This is a genomic window from Pseudomonas sp. McL0111, from assembly GCF_052567255.1.
Genome location: NZ_CP199585.1, coordinates 1,212,039 through 1,229,345, shown reverse-complemented (window position 1 = coordinate 1,229,345; position 17,307 = coordinate 1,212,039). Strand labels below are relative to the sequence as shown.

Here is a 17,307-nt window from a genome sequence, read left to right as displayed (position 1 = left end):
CTTTATAATAAAGCAGTTGATTGTTGCTGGATTTGTTTTCTGTGCCTCAGGTTCGATGTGTGAGTTGTTGTTTTGCAACTTCCAGTAGTTCGCAGCCATCTTGTGTCAGTAAATAAAGGGCATTGATGATATTGGGGATATCCTTTACGTCGGCTTGCTTGAAACACAAACAGTAAAGAGTTTCCAACAAGTCGCTGGCCGCGCAAATACGTTGGTGAGCGGCATCGAGCAGATCAGAGTGACGAGCCTGGGTATCGACGACCAGTACCGGGTTATCGCTGTAGTTGGTTTTTAATGGGCGGTAACGGTGGATCAATGGGTTGTACGTGTTCATGGGTGGATGTGTCCTGTACGAATTCGCTCCGGTATTTCCAGCTGCGCCGGCCACTATAGAAGTGCGTTACACGCAGCGACAAGACAGCCGCGATGGACAGAGTTTGTAGGGGTTTTTCCGTGGTTAGGGCATTTGCCCTACGAGGTTTCGTGGCTTTTTCAGGGCAAAACCCTTAGAGGTAAAATTTCCCACGGGTTTGTCAGGCGATTCGCAGTAAATCTCTGTATGGTGCGCGCCAGAATCCGTAGGGCGTTTCCATACGTCCGACACACGCTTAAAGGGAATTAGGTATGCAATGGCTACGAATGGCCTCGATTTTGTTGCTGTGGGCCAGCGGCTGTCGTTTGGCGTTGGCGTCGGATGCGGCCAACGCACTGATGTTTGCCAATCTGGAACGTACCGGCTGGCCCGATGCCCTCACCAGTCAGGCCAGTGTGGACACGGCTTCGCGTGGCGAAGTGCTGATGTTCGCCAAAGCGCTGCTCGCCTGCGAGGCACTGGATGAGAAGGAGCTTGAACAGCGGCTCGGTGTGCCGCACGTACAACTCAAATCGATCAGGCAAGTACGCGACGGTCTGTGGGATCGTTTGCTGAGTACCTATCGCAACGCCAGTCAGGACTGCGACGATCAGCCGTTTTGTCCGCGTGTGCGCAGTGTCGCCGAATTGCGGCAACTGGCTGCGGCATTTACTGGCGACATCAGCCCGGCCCATGCGCTGTGGGCGAGCAAGAGCCAGGGTGTGCATGAGCAGATGCTGGATGAGCAACTGCGTGTGGCGGTTTTGCATCCCTGAGATGTTTAAGTTTGTGTCGTTCTGAAGGGCCTCTTCGCGAGCAAGCTCACTCCCACAGGGTGGCGTGTTGATCGCGCCATTCGCTGTATCATTCCGTATCGAATTGCCCCCGGCCTTTTCTCGACTCGCTGTGATCGCCCGCTAGGCTGTTGGCATGACAGCGGTCAACGGAGTGACAGCGAATGCACAACACCCTGGAACAGGTTTTTGGTTATCCACAGTTTCGACCCGGGCAGGAAGCCGCGATCAGCGCGGTGCTGGCCGGACGCTCGGCGGCTGCGATCTTTCCCACCGGCTCAGGCAAGTCTCTTTGCTATCAATTATCGGCGTTGATGCTGCCGCATCTGACCCTGGTGGTTTCGCCGTTGCTGGCGCTGATGCAGGATCAACTCGGCTTTTTACAACGCCACGGCATCAGTGCCGGCAGTATCGATTCGGCGCAGAGTCGCGATGACGCCAACGATGTGATGGCGCGCGCCCGTTCGGGTGAATTGAAGATCCTGATGATTTCCGTGGAGCGCTTGAAGAACGAGCGCTTCCGTAATTTCTTGCAGCAGGTGCCGATCTCGTTGCTGGTGGTGGACGAGGCGCACTGCATATCGGAATGGGGCCACAATTTCCGCCCCGACTATCTCAAGCTGCCGGACTACCAGCGTCAGTTCAATATCCCGCAAACCCTGCTGCTGACGGCCACGGCGACGCCGAAAGTCATTGCCGATATGCAGACCAAATTCGCTATCGCCGCCGAGGATGTGGTGACCACCGGTTTCTATCGGCCCAACCTCAATCTGCTGGTGGAACCGGTGCGTGGCCAGGACAAGCGCCGGCGTCTGGTGGAGTGGATGGCCGCGCGTCCCGGCCAGCCGAGCATCGTTTATGTGACCTTGCAGAAAACCGCTGAGCACATCGCTGAACATCTTGAGCGAAACGGCATTCAGGCCGAGGCGTATCACGCCGGTTTACCTCATGACCAGCGTGAAGCGATCCAGAAACGCTTCATGGGCGGACAGTCCAATTGTATCGTCGCCACCATCGCGTTCGGCATGGGCATCGACAAGAGCGACATCCGCAACGTGGTGCATTTCGACCTGCCCAAATCCATCGAAAACTACAGTCAGGAAATCGGTCGCGCCGGGCGGGACGGGCAGCCATCGGATTGTCTGGTGCTGGCCAACCGCGACAGCCTCAACGTGCTGGAAAACTTCGTCTACGGCGACACCCCGGAGCGTGATGGCATTCGTTATGTGCTCGACGAACTGAAGGCATCGGCCCCGGAAGGTCAGTGGGAATTTCTGCTCGGACCATTGGCGGATCAGAGCAACATTCGCGCCTTGCCGCTGAAGACTTTGCTGGTGCAGTTGGAGTTGCGTGAGCTGATCGCACCGCGCTACGCCTACTATGCAGAATACCGCTTCAAATATTTGCTGGAACCGGAAGCGCTGCTTGAGCGTTTCGAAGGTGAGCGCCGGGATTTCGTTGCGGCGATCATCCAGACTTCTAGCCGTGCGCGCACTTGGGCCACGGTGAATTTCGATGCGATGTACGAGCAGTATTCAGCCGAGCGCAATCGAGTGGTGAAGGCGCTGGATTACTTTCAGGAGAAGGGCTGGGTCGAACTGGAAAGCAAGCAGATGACCGAGGTCTACAGCCTGTTGCACAGCGACTTCGACAGTGATGTCTTGAGTGCAGAATTACACGCGTATTTCACCCGCCATGAACAAACTGAAATCACGCGGATTCACGCGATGCTGGAGCTGTTCGCCACTGAACATTGCCTGGGTTATCGACTGGCCGAGTATTTCGGCGATCACAATGCGCCGGAACGTTGCGGGCATTGTTCGGTGTGTCACGGGGACATCGCCCGGTTGCCGGCGCCACCGGAACTGCCACCGCTTGTGGATAAGAGTTTCGATGTGCTGTGCGAGGATTTTATCCACAGGCATGAGCAACACACCGGCAGCAAGCCCTCGGCGGAGCGGCTGACGCGGTTTCTCTGCGGGATCAGCGTGCCACTGTTCACCAAGCTCAAGGCACGGACGATTTCCGGGTATGCGGCGCTGGAGGAGTATCCCTACGCTGAAGTGCGGGCGTGGGCGGAGCTGCATCCATCCGCTGAATGTCGATCATCACGGTAATAAACTTCAATTTCCGTCGATGGCTGACTATGGTGAGACCAGTCTTTGGATCACCCACAAGAGAACAATATGAGCCAGACGTCTTTCGATATTCAGCAGGCCGCCGTGATCGGTGCGGGCACCATGGGCCGTGGCATTGTCATGTGTCTGGCGAATGCCGGCGTTGCGGTGCGGTGGGTCGATAACAATCCGCAGATGCTTGAGCAGGCCTTGGCCACGGTGGCCGATACCTATGCGCATAACGTGCGTCAGGGCCGCATCGATCAGGCCGAGGCGGATGCGCGTATCGCCCGGGTGACGGCGGCGGCGGATTACGCCGCGATCCGTGATGTCGATCTGGTGATCGAAGCGGTGTACGAAAATCTTGAACTCAAGCAGAAAATCTTCCGCGAGCTGGATGGATTGCTCAAGCCTGAAGCGTTGCTCGCGAGCAATACTTCGGCACTGGATATCGATGCGATTGCCGCCGCGACACGGCGTCCGGCGCAAGTGCTGGGCCTGCATTTCTTCAGCCCGGCGCACATCATGAAACTGCTGGAAATCGTTCGTGGTGCACAAACCTCTCCGGCAGCGCTGGAAGCGGCGCTGGCGCTCGGCAAACGCATGGGCAAGGTCAGTGTGGTTTCGGGCAACTGCCATGGTTTTATTGGCAATCGAATGCTGCATCCGTATGCCCTTGAGGCACGCAAGATGTTGCTGGAAGGCGCTTATCCACACCAGGTCGATGCGGCATTGCAGGGCTTTGGTTTCGCCATGGGGCCATTCCGCATGTACGACGTGGTCGGCATCGATCTGGAATGGCGCGCCCGTGAACTGGCCGGTAAAGGGCAGAATGCGCCCGAAGTTCAAGTGGATAACCGCTTGTGTGAAATGGGCCGCTTCGGCCAGAAGTCCGGCAATGGTTACTACCATTACGAGGCGGGCAGTCGTCAGGCCGAACATGACCCTGAGGTCGATGCACTGGTGCTGGAAGTCAGTGAAGCGCTGGGCTTCCAGCGTCGTGAGATCGGGCCGGAGGAGATTCTGGAACGCAGCCTGCTGGCACTGGTTAACGAAGGAGCGAAGATCCTTCAGGAAGGCATTGCCGGGTCGGCGCACGATATTGATCTGGTGTACCTGAATGGCTATGGCTTCCCGGCGGACAAAGGCGGGCCGATGGCCTGGGCAGATCAGCAGGGGCTGGCGGATATTCATCAGCGGTTGCTGGCGCTGGAAACGCGGCAGGGCGATCAGTGGAAGCCTGCGCGATTGATTGGCGAACTTGCGGCTCAGGGGAAAGGGTTTGCTGACCGTTGAGTGATGCGGTGTCTGTGCGGGCGCCTTCGCGGGCAAGCCCGCTCCCACAGGTATAGTGGTCGTTCTCACGGTCAGCGTGAGGGCGATCAGATGAGAGTTTCGAATGAATCAACGCACCGACTACCCGCACTTCCAGCCAATCACCACGCGCTGGCATGACAACGACGCCTATGGTCACGTCAATAACGTTACCTACTACAGCTTCTTCGATACCGCCGTTAACACCTATCTGATTCAGGTTGGTGGGCTGGATATCCATGACGGTGAAGTGGTGGGTTTTGTGGTCAGTTCGGCGTGTGATTATTTTGCGTCGATTGCTTTCCCTGATCTGATCGAGATCGGTCTGCGGGTCGGCAAACTGGGCAATAGTTCGGTGCAATACGAACTGGCGGTGTTCAAGGTCGGCGAAAGCGAGGCCTGCGCGGCTGGTCGTTTCGTTCATGTGTTTGTCGATCGGGCATCGAATCAGCCTGTAGCGATTCCTTCCGGGTTACGCCAGGCACTGGAGCGATTGGTGGTTTAGCCTCAGGCAAAAAAAATCGCAGCCCGGGGGAGCTGCGATTGTTCTGTACCGGCCGAGGAGGCGAAGCCTCAGTCGCGGTAGTAGCGGTGATGCTTGCGGTGGCCATAGGCATGCCCACGACCACGGTGGTCGTCGCGATAGTAGCGACGATCACGGTCACGGCCACGATCGTAATGACGGTCATCGTCATTGCTCTTGTTGCCCATGTAGTTACCGAGCGCGCCACCGGCGCCGCCACCTGCTGCGGAGCCGATCAGGCTGCCGGTGGTGCCGCCCATGCTGCGGCCAACCACGTTACCACCCGCTGCGCCCAACGCACCGCCAATGGCCGCTTCGCCACGGCTGTGTTTGTTGGCGCCAACTGCGCTACCACCCGCGCCGCCCAGGGCTGCGCCGATGGTGGAACCTGTGTTGCCGCCTAACGATTGACCGACGACCGAGCCAAGAACCCCGCCCAATGCGCCGCCCACACCTGCTTCGGTGGTGCCTCCGGCAGAAGCGAAGCCACTGACCAGGCCAAGGGACAACAAGAGAATCGAGGAGAACTTCATAGAGGAGCCTCAAAGGGATGACGGCGCCGATCCTGAGGCTGTGTAACAACCGTGACAATCGAAATCCGACGAATAACACGACTTGTATACAATTTCGCAAGTTACTGTTTTATATGCGGAACTTAAGCGATTTTCGCTGGTCTTTAGCTACTTCGGACAGGCCGCTTTTATGCAAAAGCGGCCTTTTTTGTGGGCGTTTGAAAAGTACCGGTTACAAACAAATCTGCTGAATCGACTACCGCCTTCGCGAGCAAGCTCGCTCCCACATTTGAAATGTATTCCAATGTGGGAGCGAGCTTGCTCGCGAAGGGGTCAGCCTTGGCAACACATCAAGCAGACTTGGCCATAATCAGTCCGGTCTCACTCGCTGCTTCCAGGCGAATCGCAATGAACTTCGACGTCGGCGTATGGCTTCCGTCGCCAGTGCTCTCCAGCGGCACCAGTGGATTGACCTCTGGGTAGTAAGCCGCTGCCTGACCTGCCGGAATATCAAACGCCAACAGAGTGAAGCCTTTCACCCGACGCTCACGCCCATCGTCCCACAGCGACACGATGTCGGCTTTCTGCCCTGGCCGGAAGCCCAGGCGAATGATGTCGGCCTCGTTGGCAAACAGTACATCGCGCTGGCCTTTCACCCCGCGATAACGGTCGTCGAGGCCATAAATCGTGGTGTTGTACTGATCGTGGGAGCGCATCGATTGCATGATCAGATCCGGCAGTTGCCCGGTGGCGCGGGTGCGTTCGTGCACCAGATCCTTGGGCAGCAGGTTTGCGCGGAAATTGGCGCGACCCGATGGGGTGTTCCACTTGCGCGCGCCAGCGCTGTTACCGAGATAGAAACCGCCCGGATTTTTGAGCTTCTCGTTGAAGTCCTTGAAGCCGGGAATGGTGTCGGCAATCAGGTCGCGGATGCGTGCGTAATCGGCCGCCAGCCAGTTCCAGTCCACCGGTTTGCTGCCGAGAGTAGCGGCAGCAATGCCGGCGACGATGGCCGGCTCCGAACGCATCTGGTTCGACAACGGCTGCAACTGGCCGTTGGAGGCGTGGACCATGCTGAACGAGTCTTCGACGGTTACCGCTTGCGGGCCTTCGGTCTGGATATCGATGTCGGTGCGACCCAGGCATGGCAGGATCAACGCGTTCTTGCCATGCGCCAGGTGGCTACGATTGAGCTTGGTACTGATCTGCACGGTCAGGTCGCAATTGCTCAGCGCCGCGAAGGTGCGCGGGCTATCCGGCGTAGCTTGAGCAAAGTTGCCGCCCAGCCCGATGAATACCTTGGCACGGCCCTCGGCCATCGCATGAATCGCCTCGACCACGTTGTGCCCGTTGTGACGCGGCACCTTGAACTGGAAGCGACGCTCCAGCGAATCAAGGAACGCGACTGGCGGACGCTCGTTGATGCCCATGGTGCGGTCGCCCTGCACGTTACTGTGGCCACGCACCGGGCACAGACCTGCGCCGGGCTTGCCGATGTTGCCGCGCAGCAGCATCAGGTTGGCGATTTCCTGGATGGTCGGCACCGAATGACGATGCTGAGTGATGCCCATCGCCCAGCACATGATCACGTTCTTGCCTTTGGCGTACATGCGTGCCGCTTGTTCGATTTCCACCAGCGTCAGGCCCGACTGCTCAACGATCTGCTCCCACGGCGTATCGTCAACGGCGCCGAGGTATTCCAGCACATTGGCGCTGTGTTCGTTGAGGAAGTCATGGTCAAACACTGCTGGCGCACCGGCCTTCTGCGCATCGCGTTCCCACTGCAACAGGAATTTGGCCATGCCGCGCAGTAGCGCCATGTCGCCGCCCAGTGCCGGGCGGAAATACGCGGTGTTGGTCGGTTTGTCGCCGTTGGTGAGCATTTCGATCGGGTGTTGCGGATGCTGGAAGCGTTCCAGACCACGCTCTTTCAGCGGGTTGATGCACACCACTTGTGCGCCGCGTTTGACGGCTTCGCGCAGCGGTTCGAGCATCCGTGGGTGGTTGGTGCCGGGGTTCTGGCCCCAGACGAAAATCGCATCGGCGTGTTCGAAGTCATCGAAGGTCACGGTGCCTTTGCCGACGCCGACACTCTGCGCCAATGCCACACCGCTGGCCTCGTGGCACATGTTCGAGCAGTCGGGGAAGTTGTTGGTGCCGTAGGCGCGCACGAACAATTGATACAGGTACGCCGCTTCGTTGCTGGCGCGACCCGAGGTGTAGAACTCGGCCAGATCAGGGCTAGGCAGCGCTTGCAGGTGCTTGCCGATCAGCGCGAAGGCGTCATCCCAGGCGATAGCTTTGTAACGGTCGGTCTCGGCGTCGTAGACCATTGGCTCGGTCAGGCGACCCTGATATTCGAGCCAGTAGTCGCTCTGCTCCAGCAGCCAGGTAACGCTGTGTTTGGCAAAGAACTTGGCATCCACCCGGCGCTTGGTCGCTTCCCAGTTCACCGCTTTGGCGCCGTTCTCGCAGAACTTGACCATGCCGCTTTCCGGCGAGTCGCCCCAAGCGCAACCCGGGCAGTCGAAGCCGCCGTTCTGGTTGGTCTTGAGCATCATGCGCAGGTTTTTCAGCGCGTTGTCGCTGGTCAACCAGGCCTGTGCCACGCTGATCAGCGCACCCCAGCCGCCGGCAGCACCTTTGTAAGGCTTGTAGCGCGGGACGGGTTTCTGGTCGGCTTGATGATGTTGGCTCACGCTTGGTTCTCCATCGCAGGGCTGTAGACCCGCGGCGCATTCTTCTGCGGCAGGTGGATGAGATTGAGGTTGTGGCGACGGGCCCATTGCACGGCAAGGCCCGTAGGCGCGGACAGGCTGACCAGAGTCTGGATGCCGGCGCGCAAAACTTTCTGGATCAATTCGAGACTGCAACGGCTGGTGACAATCGCCAGGCCGCCGGTTGTGGAAATCTTCTGGCGGATCAGGCCGCCAATCAGCTTGTCGAGGGCGTTGTGCCGGCCGATGTCTTCGCGGCCCAGCAGCAATTCGCCGCTGGCGTTCATGAACACCGCCGCGTGCACCGCGCCGCAATGCTGGCCGAGTGGCTGGAACGCACCGATGCGCTGGCGCAGGCCGTCGAGCCATTCAATCGGTGGCAACGGCGCCCCCGGCAACACCTTGAGATCGGGCAGTGCCTGTTCCACCGCTTCGACGCCGCACAGCCCGCAACCGCTGGTGCCGGCCATTTGCCGACGCTGTTGCTTGAGGTTCCAGAAGGCGCGGTTGGCGATGGTCACTTGCGCGTACTGCGCTGAACCGGCGCCGGTCAGTTGCAGGTCATAGATGTCGGTAGCGTCTTCGATGATGCCGCTGCCGAGACTGAAGCCGACGATGAAGTCTTCCAGATCGGTTGGCGTGACCAGCATCACGGCCTGGCTGATGCCGTTGTAGGCAATCGCCAACGCGACTTCCTCGGCCAGCGCGGTGCTTGCCGATTCATTGCGTTGCAGATCACTGTAACTGTAGGTCTGGCTAGCGGCGGGCGCGGGCGTTTCGATTGCAGGCGCCGCGCAGGCTGGGCGCTTGGCGTTCATGGCATCACCGACGGATTGATCACCGTTAAGACTAGGCGCGGCAACATGTCGCGTCTAATCGCTAGTGTCGATCTATTGATAGATGCCGTCGATCAGGCTGCCGTTGGTGATTGTTAATACAGCGCAAAACAGGCTTCGGCCAGCGCTGAACGTGGGGCGCCACGGCGCATGATCAGGCCCAGCGGCGCAAGAGTTCTGGCGTTTTCAATCGGTTGCAGGCGCAAGTGATCGGTGAGCTTTTCCAGGCCGCCTTCGAGCGGCATGATCGCGCAGCAAAAACCGCCGTGCACAGCTTGTAACAATTGATGCACGGCGTCGGTTTGCAGCAACGGTTGCGGGGTCAGGCCACGGCTGTGGAAGTTGTGGTCGATGGACTGACGAAAATGCATGCCGCTGGTCAGCATGCCCAGCGGCAGTTCGATCAGCGATTCCCAGCTCAACGGTGCCTCGCCGAAGGTGAAGGAGCGCTGGTCGTAGAGCAGGCCCATGCGGGTTTCGCTAAGGGCCAGAGAGTCGAATCGCTCGTTATCCAGACGTTCGAGGTAGGACACACCGAGGTCGATACGGTTATTCGCCAGTTGTTCGAGGATCTGTTCCGAACTCAGCGCCGACAGTTCGAAGCGCAGGTTAGGGTGGGCGGCATGGAGGCGTTGCATCAGCGGCAGCGGATCGAAACTCGACAACGGCACCACGCCCAGACGCAGGGTACCGATCAGATTACCGCGACACGCCGCCGCTTCCGCCTGTAAACCGTCGTAAGCCGCCAGCACCGTGCGCGCCCACGCCAACACACGCTCGCCCGGCGCGGTGAACCCTTCGAAGCGCTGACCGCGATTTACCAATGGCAAATCGAGTTCTTCTTCGAGATTGCGCAGGCGCATCGACAAGGTCGGTTGGGTAATGTGACAACGCGCGGCGGCCTGGCCGAAGTGGCGGGTTTCGTCGAGGGCGATGAGGAATTTCAGCTGCTTGATGTCCATCTTCGCTCCGGGGGATGTGGGTGGGGAGGATGATTCTAACGCTTGGGCCGGGGTGGGTCATTGGTCGGCTTGGAACCGGGTTTCTCTGGCGTGGTCTAGGCTTGGACGTCTGACCCTTTTATTCCATGGAGAGAACACGATGAGCCTTTTTAGCTTTGTGAAAGAAGCCGGTGAAAAACTGATCGATCTGCTGACCCCTGGCAACGCCAATGCCAGCGAGCAGTTGAAGGACCATATCAGCAAGGTCGGCCTGGGCAATCCAAATGTGCAGGCGACGGTGGACGGCGACAAAGTCACGCTGACGGGGGAAGTGGCGAGTCAGGAAGAGAAAGAAAAAATTGTGCTGGCCGCGGGTAACATCGCCGGGGTTGGGAGCGTCGATGACCAGATCACTGTGACTGGGCCGGTGCTGGCTGCGGCGCAGTTTGTCGTGGTCCAGAAGGGCGACACGCTGAGCGCGATTTCCCTGCGAGTGTATAAAGACGCCAACAAGTATCAGAAGATTTTTGATGCCAACAAACCGATGCTCAAGGATGTGAACAAAATTTATCCAGGGCAGACTCTGCGTATCCCTGAGTAAACCTGCGAACTGCTATCGCCAGCAGGCTGGCTCCCACATGGAAATGCGATCCAGTGTGGGAGCCAGCCTGCTGGCGATTGGGGCAACCCGGTTTCAGAGCCCGGCAATCAAGTCCCGATAATCCTCGACCGCCGCAAACTCAGCGGTGTCTTTCGGGCCTTTGCGGCTGTCCGGCTCTTTCACCGCCAGCAAATGCGCCACGCCGAAACTCCGTGCACTGCGCAGGATCGGCAACGTGTCGTCGATGAACAGACTGCGCGCCGGGTCAAAATCGATGTCCGCCTGCAAGGCATCCCAGAACTGCGGGTTTTCCTTTGGATACCCGTAATCGTGAGAACTGATCAAACGCTCGAAATACGGCGCCAGTTCAATCCGTTCCAGCTTCAGTGACAGCGAGTCGCGATGCGCGTTGGTGATCATCACCACGCGTTTGCCGGCTCGTTTGATCGCCGCCAGAAACGTATCGGCGTCCGGGCGCAGGGCGATCATGTGCGCAGTTTCCAGCTTCAAGTCGCGCACCGACAGCTTCAACTCGGCACTCCAGAAATCCAGGCAATACCACTGCAATTGCCCGGCGTGGCGCTCGAACAGCGGCTGCAATTCCATTTCGGCCATCGCCCGGCTAACCCCGTGCAGTTCGGCGTAACGCTGCGGCAGGTGTTCCATCCAGAAATGGTTGTCGAAGTGCAGATCCAGCAGCGTGCCGTCCATGTCCAGCAGAACGGTATCAATGTCAGACCACGGTAGAGAAGGCATGGCAACGTCTCGAGCGGTAGAAAGATATCCGACGTAAATAATCGGGAAAGCCGCGTTATAGTAGCGCGTTCACGCCAAGGAGCTTTGCATGCGCCAGAAACCTACTGTACTTGCCCGCGAGATCGTCGCCACCAGCCGGATTTTCTGCGTCGAAGAATTGAAGCTGCGCTTTTCCAACGGCGTGGAGCGCACGTACGAGCGTCTGGTCGGCAGAGGCGCTGGCTACGGCGCGGTGATGATCGTGGCGATGCTGGATGCCGAGCACGCGGTACTGATCGAGGAATACTGCGGCGGTACCGACGAGTACGAACTTTCCTTGCCCAAGGGCCTGATCGAGCCGGGCGAAGATGTGCTGGCAGCCGCCGAGCGCGAGCTTAAGGAAGAGGCAGGTTATGGCGCCCGGCAACTGGAGCATCTGACCGAGCTGTCGCTGTCGCCCGGTTACATGAGCCAGAAGATTCAGGTGGTGCTGGCCACTGATCTGTATGAGGAGCAACTGGAGGGCGACGAGCCCGAGCCAATGCGCGTCGACAAGGTCAACCTGCGCGAACTGTCAGCCCTGGCGCAAAACCCGAGTTTCAGTGAAGGGCGCGCCCTCGCGGCGTTGTACCTGACCCGCGACTTGCTGACCCAGCGCGGATTCTTTCAGCCATGAGTGAGATATCGGTGAAATTTCCCCACCCATTGATGGCGCCGGTGGTTGAGCTGGCATTGAAGGCTGGCGAATCGATTCTGCCATTCTGGCGCGCCAACGTTACGGTTACCTCCAAGGTTGATGATTCGCCGGTGACGGCGGCCGATCTGGCTGCGCACCATGTGATCGTCGCCGGGCTGACCGCACTGGATTCGACGATTCCGATCCTTTCCGAAGAAGATGCGGACATCCCGCAAAGCGTGCGTGCCGGCTGGCAGCGCTGGTGGCTGGTGGACCCGCTGGATGGCACCAAGGAGTTCATCAACGGCAGTGAAGAATTCACCGTCAACATCGCGTTGATCGAAAACGGTCGCGTGGTGTTTGGCGTGGTATCGATGCCGACCAATGGCCGCTTTTATGTCGGCGGTGCAGGTCTCGGCGCGTGGCGCGGGGATATGGATGGCACGCCTGTGGAAATCGCGGTGCGCGATGTTTTGGCGCCGGGTGAAGCATTTACCGTGGTGGCGAGCCGTCGGCATTCCAGTCCAGAGCAGGAGCGTTTACTTGCCGGCCTGAGTGCCAGCCTGGGTGAACTGCAATTGGCGAACATCGGTAGTTCGCTGAAATTCTGCCTGTTGGCCGAAGGGGCAGCGGATTGCTATCCGCGACTGGCACCGACCTCGCAGTGGGACACCGCAGCGGCGCAGGGCGTGCTGGAAGGGGCGGGTGGTGAGGTGCTGGATCTGCGCGGTGAAGCGTTCAGTTATCCGGCGCGGGAATCGTTACTTAACGAGTTCTTTTTGGCGCTGCCGGCAAAGGCTGCGTGGCGAGCGAAGCTTCTGGAACTCGCTCGCTCTTGAGATCAAAAGATCGCAGCCTGCGGCAGCTCCTGCAGTGGATTTCGTATTTCCCTGTAGGTGCTGCCGAAGGCTGCGATCTTTTGCTTTAGCGGTGCAAAACGTACTGCCCGGTAAAGGTCACCGCCGCTTCATCACTCCCCGCATTGACGATCCGCGTATGCAGCGTCAACCGTGCCCGCCCGTAGCGCTGATACATCGTCAGAAACTTCTTCCATACCGCCGCACTCGGCGCCGGACAGATCGCAACCGCATCGCCAGTCACCGGCAGTGGATAACTGATCTGCCCCTCCTGAATCACGATGTGCCCGTCTTCAATCGCTTCTTCCTTCAAGCGCAAATGCAGCCAGCCCCAACCCGCCAGCACCGCGCCGCAATACAGGCTGCCGCCAAACATGGTGCTCTTGTGATTGACGTTGGGTTCCAGTGGCAGATGCAGGCTCAACTGTTGTTCGCGCCAGTCGAGCACCTTGAGGCGCATGTCCCGGGTCAGCGGAATGTCGTGATGGAGAACGGCTTCCAGGTACTCACTGTTGATGCTCATTCGGCGTCGTCTCCCTGGCTGCTGTCACCGAAATTCAGCCCGTGTTTGCGCAGCTTGTCATGCAGGGTTTTGCGCGGGAGGCCCAGCGCTTCGGCGAGGCTGCGCACCGAACTGTGAGAACGCGCCAGTTCGGCAGCAATCAATGACTTCTCGAAATTCTCTACCTGCTCGCTGAGGCCGCCGCCGGACACTTCCACGGTGCTGCCGCCACTGCCGGGTTCGGTGTTGTCCAGCGCCAGTTCGAGGCCGAGGGCGAAGCGTTCGGCGGCGTTCTGCAGTTCGCGCACGTTGCCGGGCCAGGGGTGGCGCAGCAGCAAGGCGCGATGCCCCGGTTGCAGTTCGTGGGGCGGTAAACCGTGGCGGGCGCTGGCTTCATCGGCGTAATGCTGGAACAGCACCAACGCATCTTCGCCGCGTTCGCGCAGTGGCGGAATGCGCAGCGGTGCGACGTTGAGTCGGTAGTATAAATCGGCACGGAAGCGGCCCTGATCGGCAGCCTGACGCAGGTCTTCCTTGGTCGCGGCGATCACGCGGATGTCCAGCGGGATCAGTTGATTGCCACCCAGGCGCTCAACGACACGCTCTTGCAGCATGCGCAGCAGTTTGACCTGCACGTCCATGCTCATGCTTTCGATTTCATCGAGGAACAGCGTGCCGCCATTGGCGAATTCGAACTTGCCGATCCGGCGTTTCTGCGCGCCAGTAAAGGCGCCGGGTTCGTGGCCAAACAGTTCGCTTTCCACCACCGACTCGGCCAGCGCCCCGGCGTTGATCGCGACAAACGGGCCGTTACGTCGACTCGACAGGTCATGCAGCGCCCGGGCGACCACCTCTTTGCCGGCGCCGGTTTCGCCAAGGATCAGCACGTCAGCCTTGGTCGCCGCCAGCGAACCGATCTGCTCACGCAAGCGCAGCATCGGCGCCGATTGGCCGACCAGTCGCGCGCTCAGTTCATTGCGGTCACTGAGGGCCAGCCGCAGGCTGCGGTTGTCCAGCACCAGTCGGCGCAGGGCCAGGGCGCGGCGCACGCTGTCGAGCAGGGCATCGCTGGCGAAAGGTTTTTCCAGAAAGTCATAGGCGCCGGCACGCATGGCCTGCACCGCCAGCGGCACATCGCCGTGGCCGGTGATCAGCAATACCGGCAACTCCGGATCCTGAGCGTGCAACTCGCTGAGCAGTTCGAGGCCGTCCATGCCCGGCATGCGGATGTCGCTGACTACGACGCCAGGCCAGTCACGTTCCAGTTGTGCGGCCAGCCCTTGGGCTTCGGACAGCGGCAGGATTTTCAGCCCGGCCAGATCCAGAGTCTGGCCGAGGGCCTGACGCAGGTGTGGATCGTCGTCGATCAACACCACCTGAATGCGATTGTCGATGGTCATGCACTTCGGTCCTCGGACGGTTGCAGGCTGACCCCGGGCGCGCCGGCGCGCAGCCGCAGGGTGATCAAGGCGCCGCCTTGCTTGTGGTTGGCAAATGACAGTTCACCGCCAAAGGCGCGCATCAGGGTTTCACAGATCGCCAGTCCCAGACCAAGGCCCTGCGTGCGGGTCTTGGTGGTGTAGAAAGGCTCGCTGGCGCGGCCTAGGGCTTCCATGCAGAACCCCGGGCCGTTGTCGCGAATGTACAGATTGACGCCCTCGGCGGTGGATTCGGCACTCAGCCACAGTTTGCGCGGCGGACCTTTTTCGGTCAGCGCGTCGAGGGCGTTGGCCAGCAGGTTGCCGAGCACCTGGCGCAGACGGGTTTCGCCAGCCTCGACCCACAAAGTGGCGGCGGGCAGGTCGCGGATCAACTCGACTTCCATGCTGCGCCGGCGCTTGGCCAGCAACGCCAGCGCATCGTCGAGTGCCGGTTGCAGGGCGACGCTTTCCGGCGCATGTCGATCACGACGGGCGAAAGCACGCAGGTGGGCGATGATCGAGGCCATGCGCCCGGTCAGTTCGCTGATCAGTTTGAGGTTGCCGCGAGCGTCGTCGGTACGCTGGTGATCGAGCAGCACTTCGGCGTTTTCCGCGTAGCTGCGGATCGCTGCCAGTGGCTGATTGAGTTCGTGGCTGATGCTCGCTGACATCGTCCCCAGCGCCGACAGTTTGCCGGCTTGCACCAGATCATCCTGGGCGCGTACCAACTCCTGCTGGGCCTGTTCGCGCTCCAGCACTTCCTGTTTCAAACGCCGGTTGAGGCCTTCGAGGTCGCTGGTACGCTCCGCCACCCGGCCTTCCAGTTCGCGGCGGGCCTTGGCTTCGAAGGCGATGCGTTCCAGATAGTGGCGACGGCGCTGCATCATCAGGCCGAGTAACAGCATGACCACCAAAAGTGTTGCGCCGCCGATCGCCACGACGGTGCGTACCGGGCGGTCGATCAGGGTGCGCGGGGCGAGAATGCTCACGCTCCAGCCGGTTTCGGCGATGTCCACGGTCTGGGTCAGCCAAGCAGTCGGGCTGAGGTTCAGCGGGCGCGGCTCGCGGGTCGGGTAGGGCTGGATGGCGGTGATTGCCGCACGTTCGGTGTCACTCAAATCTCGGGTCGAGCGAAAGCGCCATTCCGGGCGCGAGGTCAGAATCACCACGCCGTTGTGATCGGTTACCAGTAATTGTTCCGGGGTTTTGCCCCACAGACTTTCTGTGTGGTCGAGGTCGACCTTGATCACCAGCACTCCGATGATTTTTTCACCATCACGTACGGCTGCCGCGAAGAAATAGCCGCGCTTGGCCGAGGTGGTGCCGAGGCCGAAGAATCGCCCCAAGCGTCCGGCCATGGCTTCGCTGAAATACGGCCGGAAGGAAAAATTACGCCCGACGAAACTGTCATGTTTGTCCCAGTTCGATGCCGCGAGCGTCTGGCCTTTGGTGTCCATCAGGTACATGACTTCGGCACCAGCCTGGGCGGCGATGTTTTTCAGCAGACGGTTGGCATTGCCTTGGGTGACGCCGTCATCCGGTGCGCCGAGCACGGAGCGCAGGGCCGGGAGGTCGCCAAGAATCGTCGGCAACACTTCGTAGCGATGCAGGGTGCCCAACAGGTTGGCGACGTACAGATCGAGGGTCTGCCGGTTCTGCCCGGCCAGTTCGCTGCGGTAATAACGCTCGGCCAGATGTTCCAGCGGCCACAGCAACGGCGCCAGGCACAGGGCCAGCAACGCGAGACTGCGCCAGCGGGGGCGGCGAGGGAGGGTTGGTTTCATGGGCCGGATGCGCCTGAGGTGACAGGCGCATTATGCCTAGCCTCAGGAGAAGACGTCAGCGTCCTTGAGCAATGCGGCGGCAGCGTCCTTACCGGACAGCTTCGGTGCTTCGTCCAGTTGCCAGTCAATGCCCAACGCCGGATCGTCCCAACGAATGCTGCGCTCGGAGCTCGGGTCGTAATAGTTGGTGGTTTTGTAGAGGAATTCGGCGAACTCGCTCAGCACCACGAAGCCATGGGCGAAACCTTCCGGCACCCACAATTGGCGGTGGTTTTCCGCCGACAGGCGCACGGCCACCGATTTGCCGAAGTGCGGCGAGCTGCGGCGAATGTCCACGGCCACATCAAGCACTTCACCGACCGTCACGCGCACCAGTTTGCCCTGGGTGTTTTGCAGTTGGTAATGCAGGCCACGCAGCACGCCTTTTTGCGAGCGCGAATGGTTGTCCTGAACAAACTGAGTGTCCAGGCCAGTGGCCTCCTGGAACGCCTTGGCATTGAAGCTCTCATAGAAGAAACCGCGCTCGTCACCAAACACCTTGGGTTCGATGATCAGAACACCGGGCAGGTCGGTGGTGATTACATTCATGGGATTCTCCATTGATAAGCGTGAATGGCCGACATTC

17 protein-coding genes are annotated in these 17,307 nt (G+C 59.9%); 7 read left to right on the top strand and 10 right to left on the bottom strand.

All coding sequences use genetic code 11. The features are described from left to right. Positions 1–46 precede the first annotated feature (46 nt). Entirely contained in the window at positions 47–334 is a 288-nt protein-coding gene (locus tag ACTWLJ_RS05585; protein WP_445180154.1) for a hypothetical protein, read from the bottom strand. A gap of 290 nt (positions 335–624) precedes the next feature. Between ACTWLJ_RS05585 and ACTWLJ_RS05580 the strand changes: the two genes are divergently transcribed. The 4 genes from ACTWLJ_RS05580 to ACTWLJ_RS05565 all read left to right on the top strand — a co-directional run bounded on the left by ACTWLJ_RS05580 (position 625) and on the right by ACTWLJ_RS05565 (position 5,082). After that, positions 625–1,128: a polysaccharide deacetylase gene (locus ACTWLJ_RS05580; protein ID WP_445180153.1), complete on the top strand. Its 504-nt coding sequence runs from the start codon at positions 625–627 to the stop codon at positions 1,126–1,128. Between the two features lie 182 nt (positions 1,129–1,310). Next, positions 1,311–3,263 carry a RecQ family ATP-dependent DNA helicase gene (locus ACTWLJ_RS05575; RefSeq protein ID WP_445180152.1) on the top strand — a complete coding sequence of 651 codons (1,953 nt, stop codon included), beginning with the start codon at positions 1,311–1,313 and terminating at the stop codon, positions 3,261–3,263. A gap of 69 nt (positions 3,264–3,332) precedes the next feature. Beyond that, on the top strand, positions 3,333–4,559 hold the full coding sequence (locus ACTWLJ_RS05570; protein ID WP_445180151.1) for a 3-hydroxyacyl-CoA dehydrogenase NAD-binding domain-containing protein: 1,227 nt from the start codon (positions 3,333–3,335) through the stop codon (positions 4,557–4,559). Positions 4,560–4,662: 103 nt separating this feature from the next. Beyond that, positions 4,663–5,082 (top strand): acyl-CoA thioesterase, encoded by a 420-nt coding sequence (locus tag ACTWLJ_RS05565; protein WP_401218015.1) that lies wholly within the window; start codon positions 4,663–4,665, stop codon positions 5,080–5,082. A 68-nt stretch (positions 5,083–5,150) separates the two neighbouring features. Here the strand turns inward: ACTWLJ_RS05565 and ACTWLJ_RS05560 are convergent, their stop codons facing one another. The 4 genes from ACTWLJ_RS05560 to ACTWLJ_RS05545 all read right to left on the bottom strand — a co-directional run bounded on the left by ACTWLJ_RS05560 (position 5,151) and on the right by ACTWLJ_RS05545 (position 10,127). Beyond that, positions 5,151–5,633 carry a glycine zipper domain-containing protein gene (locus ACTWLJ_RS05560; protein ID WP_401218017.1) on the bottom strand — a complete coding sequence of 161 codons (483 nt, stop codon included), beginning with the start codon at positions 5,631–5,633 and terminating at the stop codon, positions 5,151–5,153. 329 nt (positions 5,634–5,962) lie between these two features. Beyond that, a complete protein-coding gene (locus tag ACTWLJ_RS05555) occupies positions 5,963–8,311 on the bottom strand; it encodes an FdhF/YdeP family oxidoreductase (RefSeq protein ID WP_445180150.1) in 2,349 nt (782 codons plus the stop codon). Next, positions 8,308–9,147 (bottom strand): formate dehydrogenase accessory sulfurtransferase FdhD, encoded by an 840-nt coding sequence (fdhD, locus tag ACTWLJ_RS05550; protein ID WP_445180149.1) that lies wholly within the window; start codon positions 9,145–9,147, stop codon positions 8,308–8,310. Before fdhD ends, ACTWLJ_RS05555 begins: the two co-directional genes overlap by 4 nt. A 113-nt stretch (positions 9,148–9,260) precedes the next feature. Further along, positions 9,261–10,127: a LysR family transcriptional regulator gene (locus ACTWLJ_RS05545; protein ID WP_445180148.1), complete on the bottom strand. Its 867-nt coding sequence runs from the start codon at positions 10,125–10,127 to the stop codon at positions 9,261–9,263. Between the two features lie 139 nt (positions 10,128–10,266). On the opposite strand from ACTWLJ_RS05545, the gene lysM reads away from it, so the two are divergent. Beyond that, on the top strand, positions 10,267–10,707 hold the full coding sequence (gene lysM / locus ACTWLJ_RS05540; protein ID WP_445181319.1) for a peptidoglycan-binding protein LysM: 441 nt from the start codon (positions 10,267–10,269) through the stop codon (positions 10,705–10,707). 93 nt (positions 10,708–10,800) lie between these two features. Here lysM and yrfG read toward each other — a convergent pair whose 3' ends face one another. After that, the gene (yrfG, locus tag ACTWLJ_RS05535) at positions 10,801–11,463 is read right to left on the bottom strand and encodes a GMP/IMP nucleotidase (protein WP_445180147.1); all 663 of its coding nucleotides are present in this window, start codon (positions 11,461–11,463) and stop codon (positions 10,801–10,803) included. Positions 11,464–11,551: 88 nt separating this feature from the next. Here yrfG and nudE point away from each other — a divergent pair, with 88 nt between their 5' ends. Then, on the top strand, positions 11,552–12,118 hold the full coding sequence (gene nudE / locus ACTWLJ_RS05530) for an ADP compounds hydrolase NudE (protein ID WP_401218031.1): 567 nt from the start codon (positions 11,552–11,554) through the stop codon (positions 12,116–12,118). Positions 12,119–12,129: 11 nt separating this feature from the next. Then, the gene (gene cysQ, locus ACTWLJ_RS05525; RefSeq protein ID WP_445180146.1) at positions 12,130–12,957 is read left to right on the top strand and encodes a 3'(2'),5'-bisphosphate nucleotidase CysQ; all 828 of its coding nucleotides are present in this window, start codon (positions 12,130–12,132) and stop codon (positions 12,955–12,957) included. 85 nt (positions 12,958–13,042) lie between these two features. On the opposite strand, the gene ACTWLJ_RS05520 is transcribed toward cysQ, so the two are convergent. From ACTWLJ_RS05520 to rfbC, 4 genes are read right to left on the bottom strand one after another with little or no spacing between them, the layout of a single operon-like run. Continuing rightward, positions 13,043–13,498 (bottom strand): thioesterase domain-containing protein, encoded by a 456-nt coding sequence (locus ACTWLJ_RS05520; RefSeq protein WP_445180145.1) that lies wholly within the window; start codon positions 13,496–13,498, stop codon positions 13,043–13,045. Further along, positions 13,495–14,877, bottom strand: a complete 1,383-nt coding sequence (locus ACTWLJ_RS05515; protein ID WP_445180144.1) for a sigma-54-dependent transcriptional regulator — start codon at positions 14,875–14,877, stop codon at positions 13,495–13,497. Before ACTWLJ_RS05515 ends, ACTWLJ_RS05520 begins: the two co-directional genes overlap by 4 nt. Continuing rightward, entirely contained in the window at positions 14,874–16,682 is a 1,809-nt protein-coding gene (locus ACTWLJ_RS05510; protein WP_445180143.1) for a sensor histidine kinase, read from the bottom strand. The genes ACTWLJ_RS05515 and ACTWLJ_RS05510 overlap by 4 nt, the downstream gene beginning before the upstream one ends. Before the next feature lie 42 nt (positions 16,683–16,724). Continuing rightward, positions 16,725–17,270 (bottom strand): dTDP-4-dehydrorhamnose 3,5-epimerase, encoded by a 546-nt coding sequence (rfbC, locus tag ACTWLJ_RS05505; RefSeq protein WP_401218045.1) that lies wholly within the window; start codon positions 17,268–17,270, stop codon positions 16,725–16,727. Between the last annotated feature and the right edge of the window lie 37 nt (positions 17,271–17,307).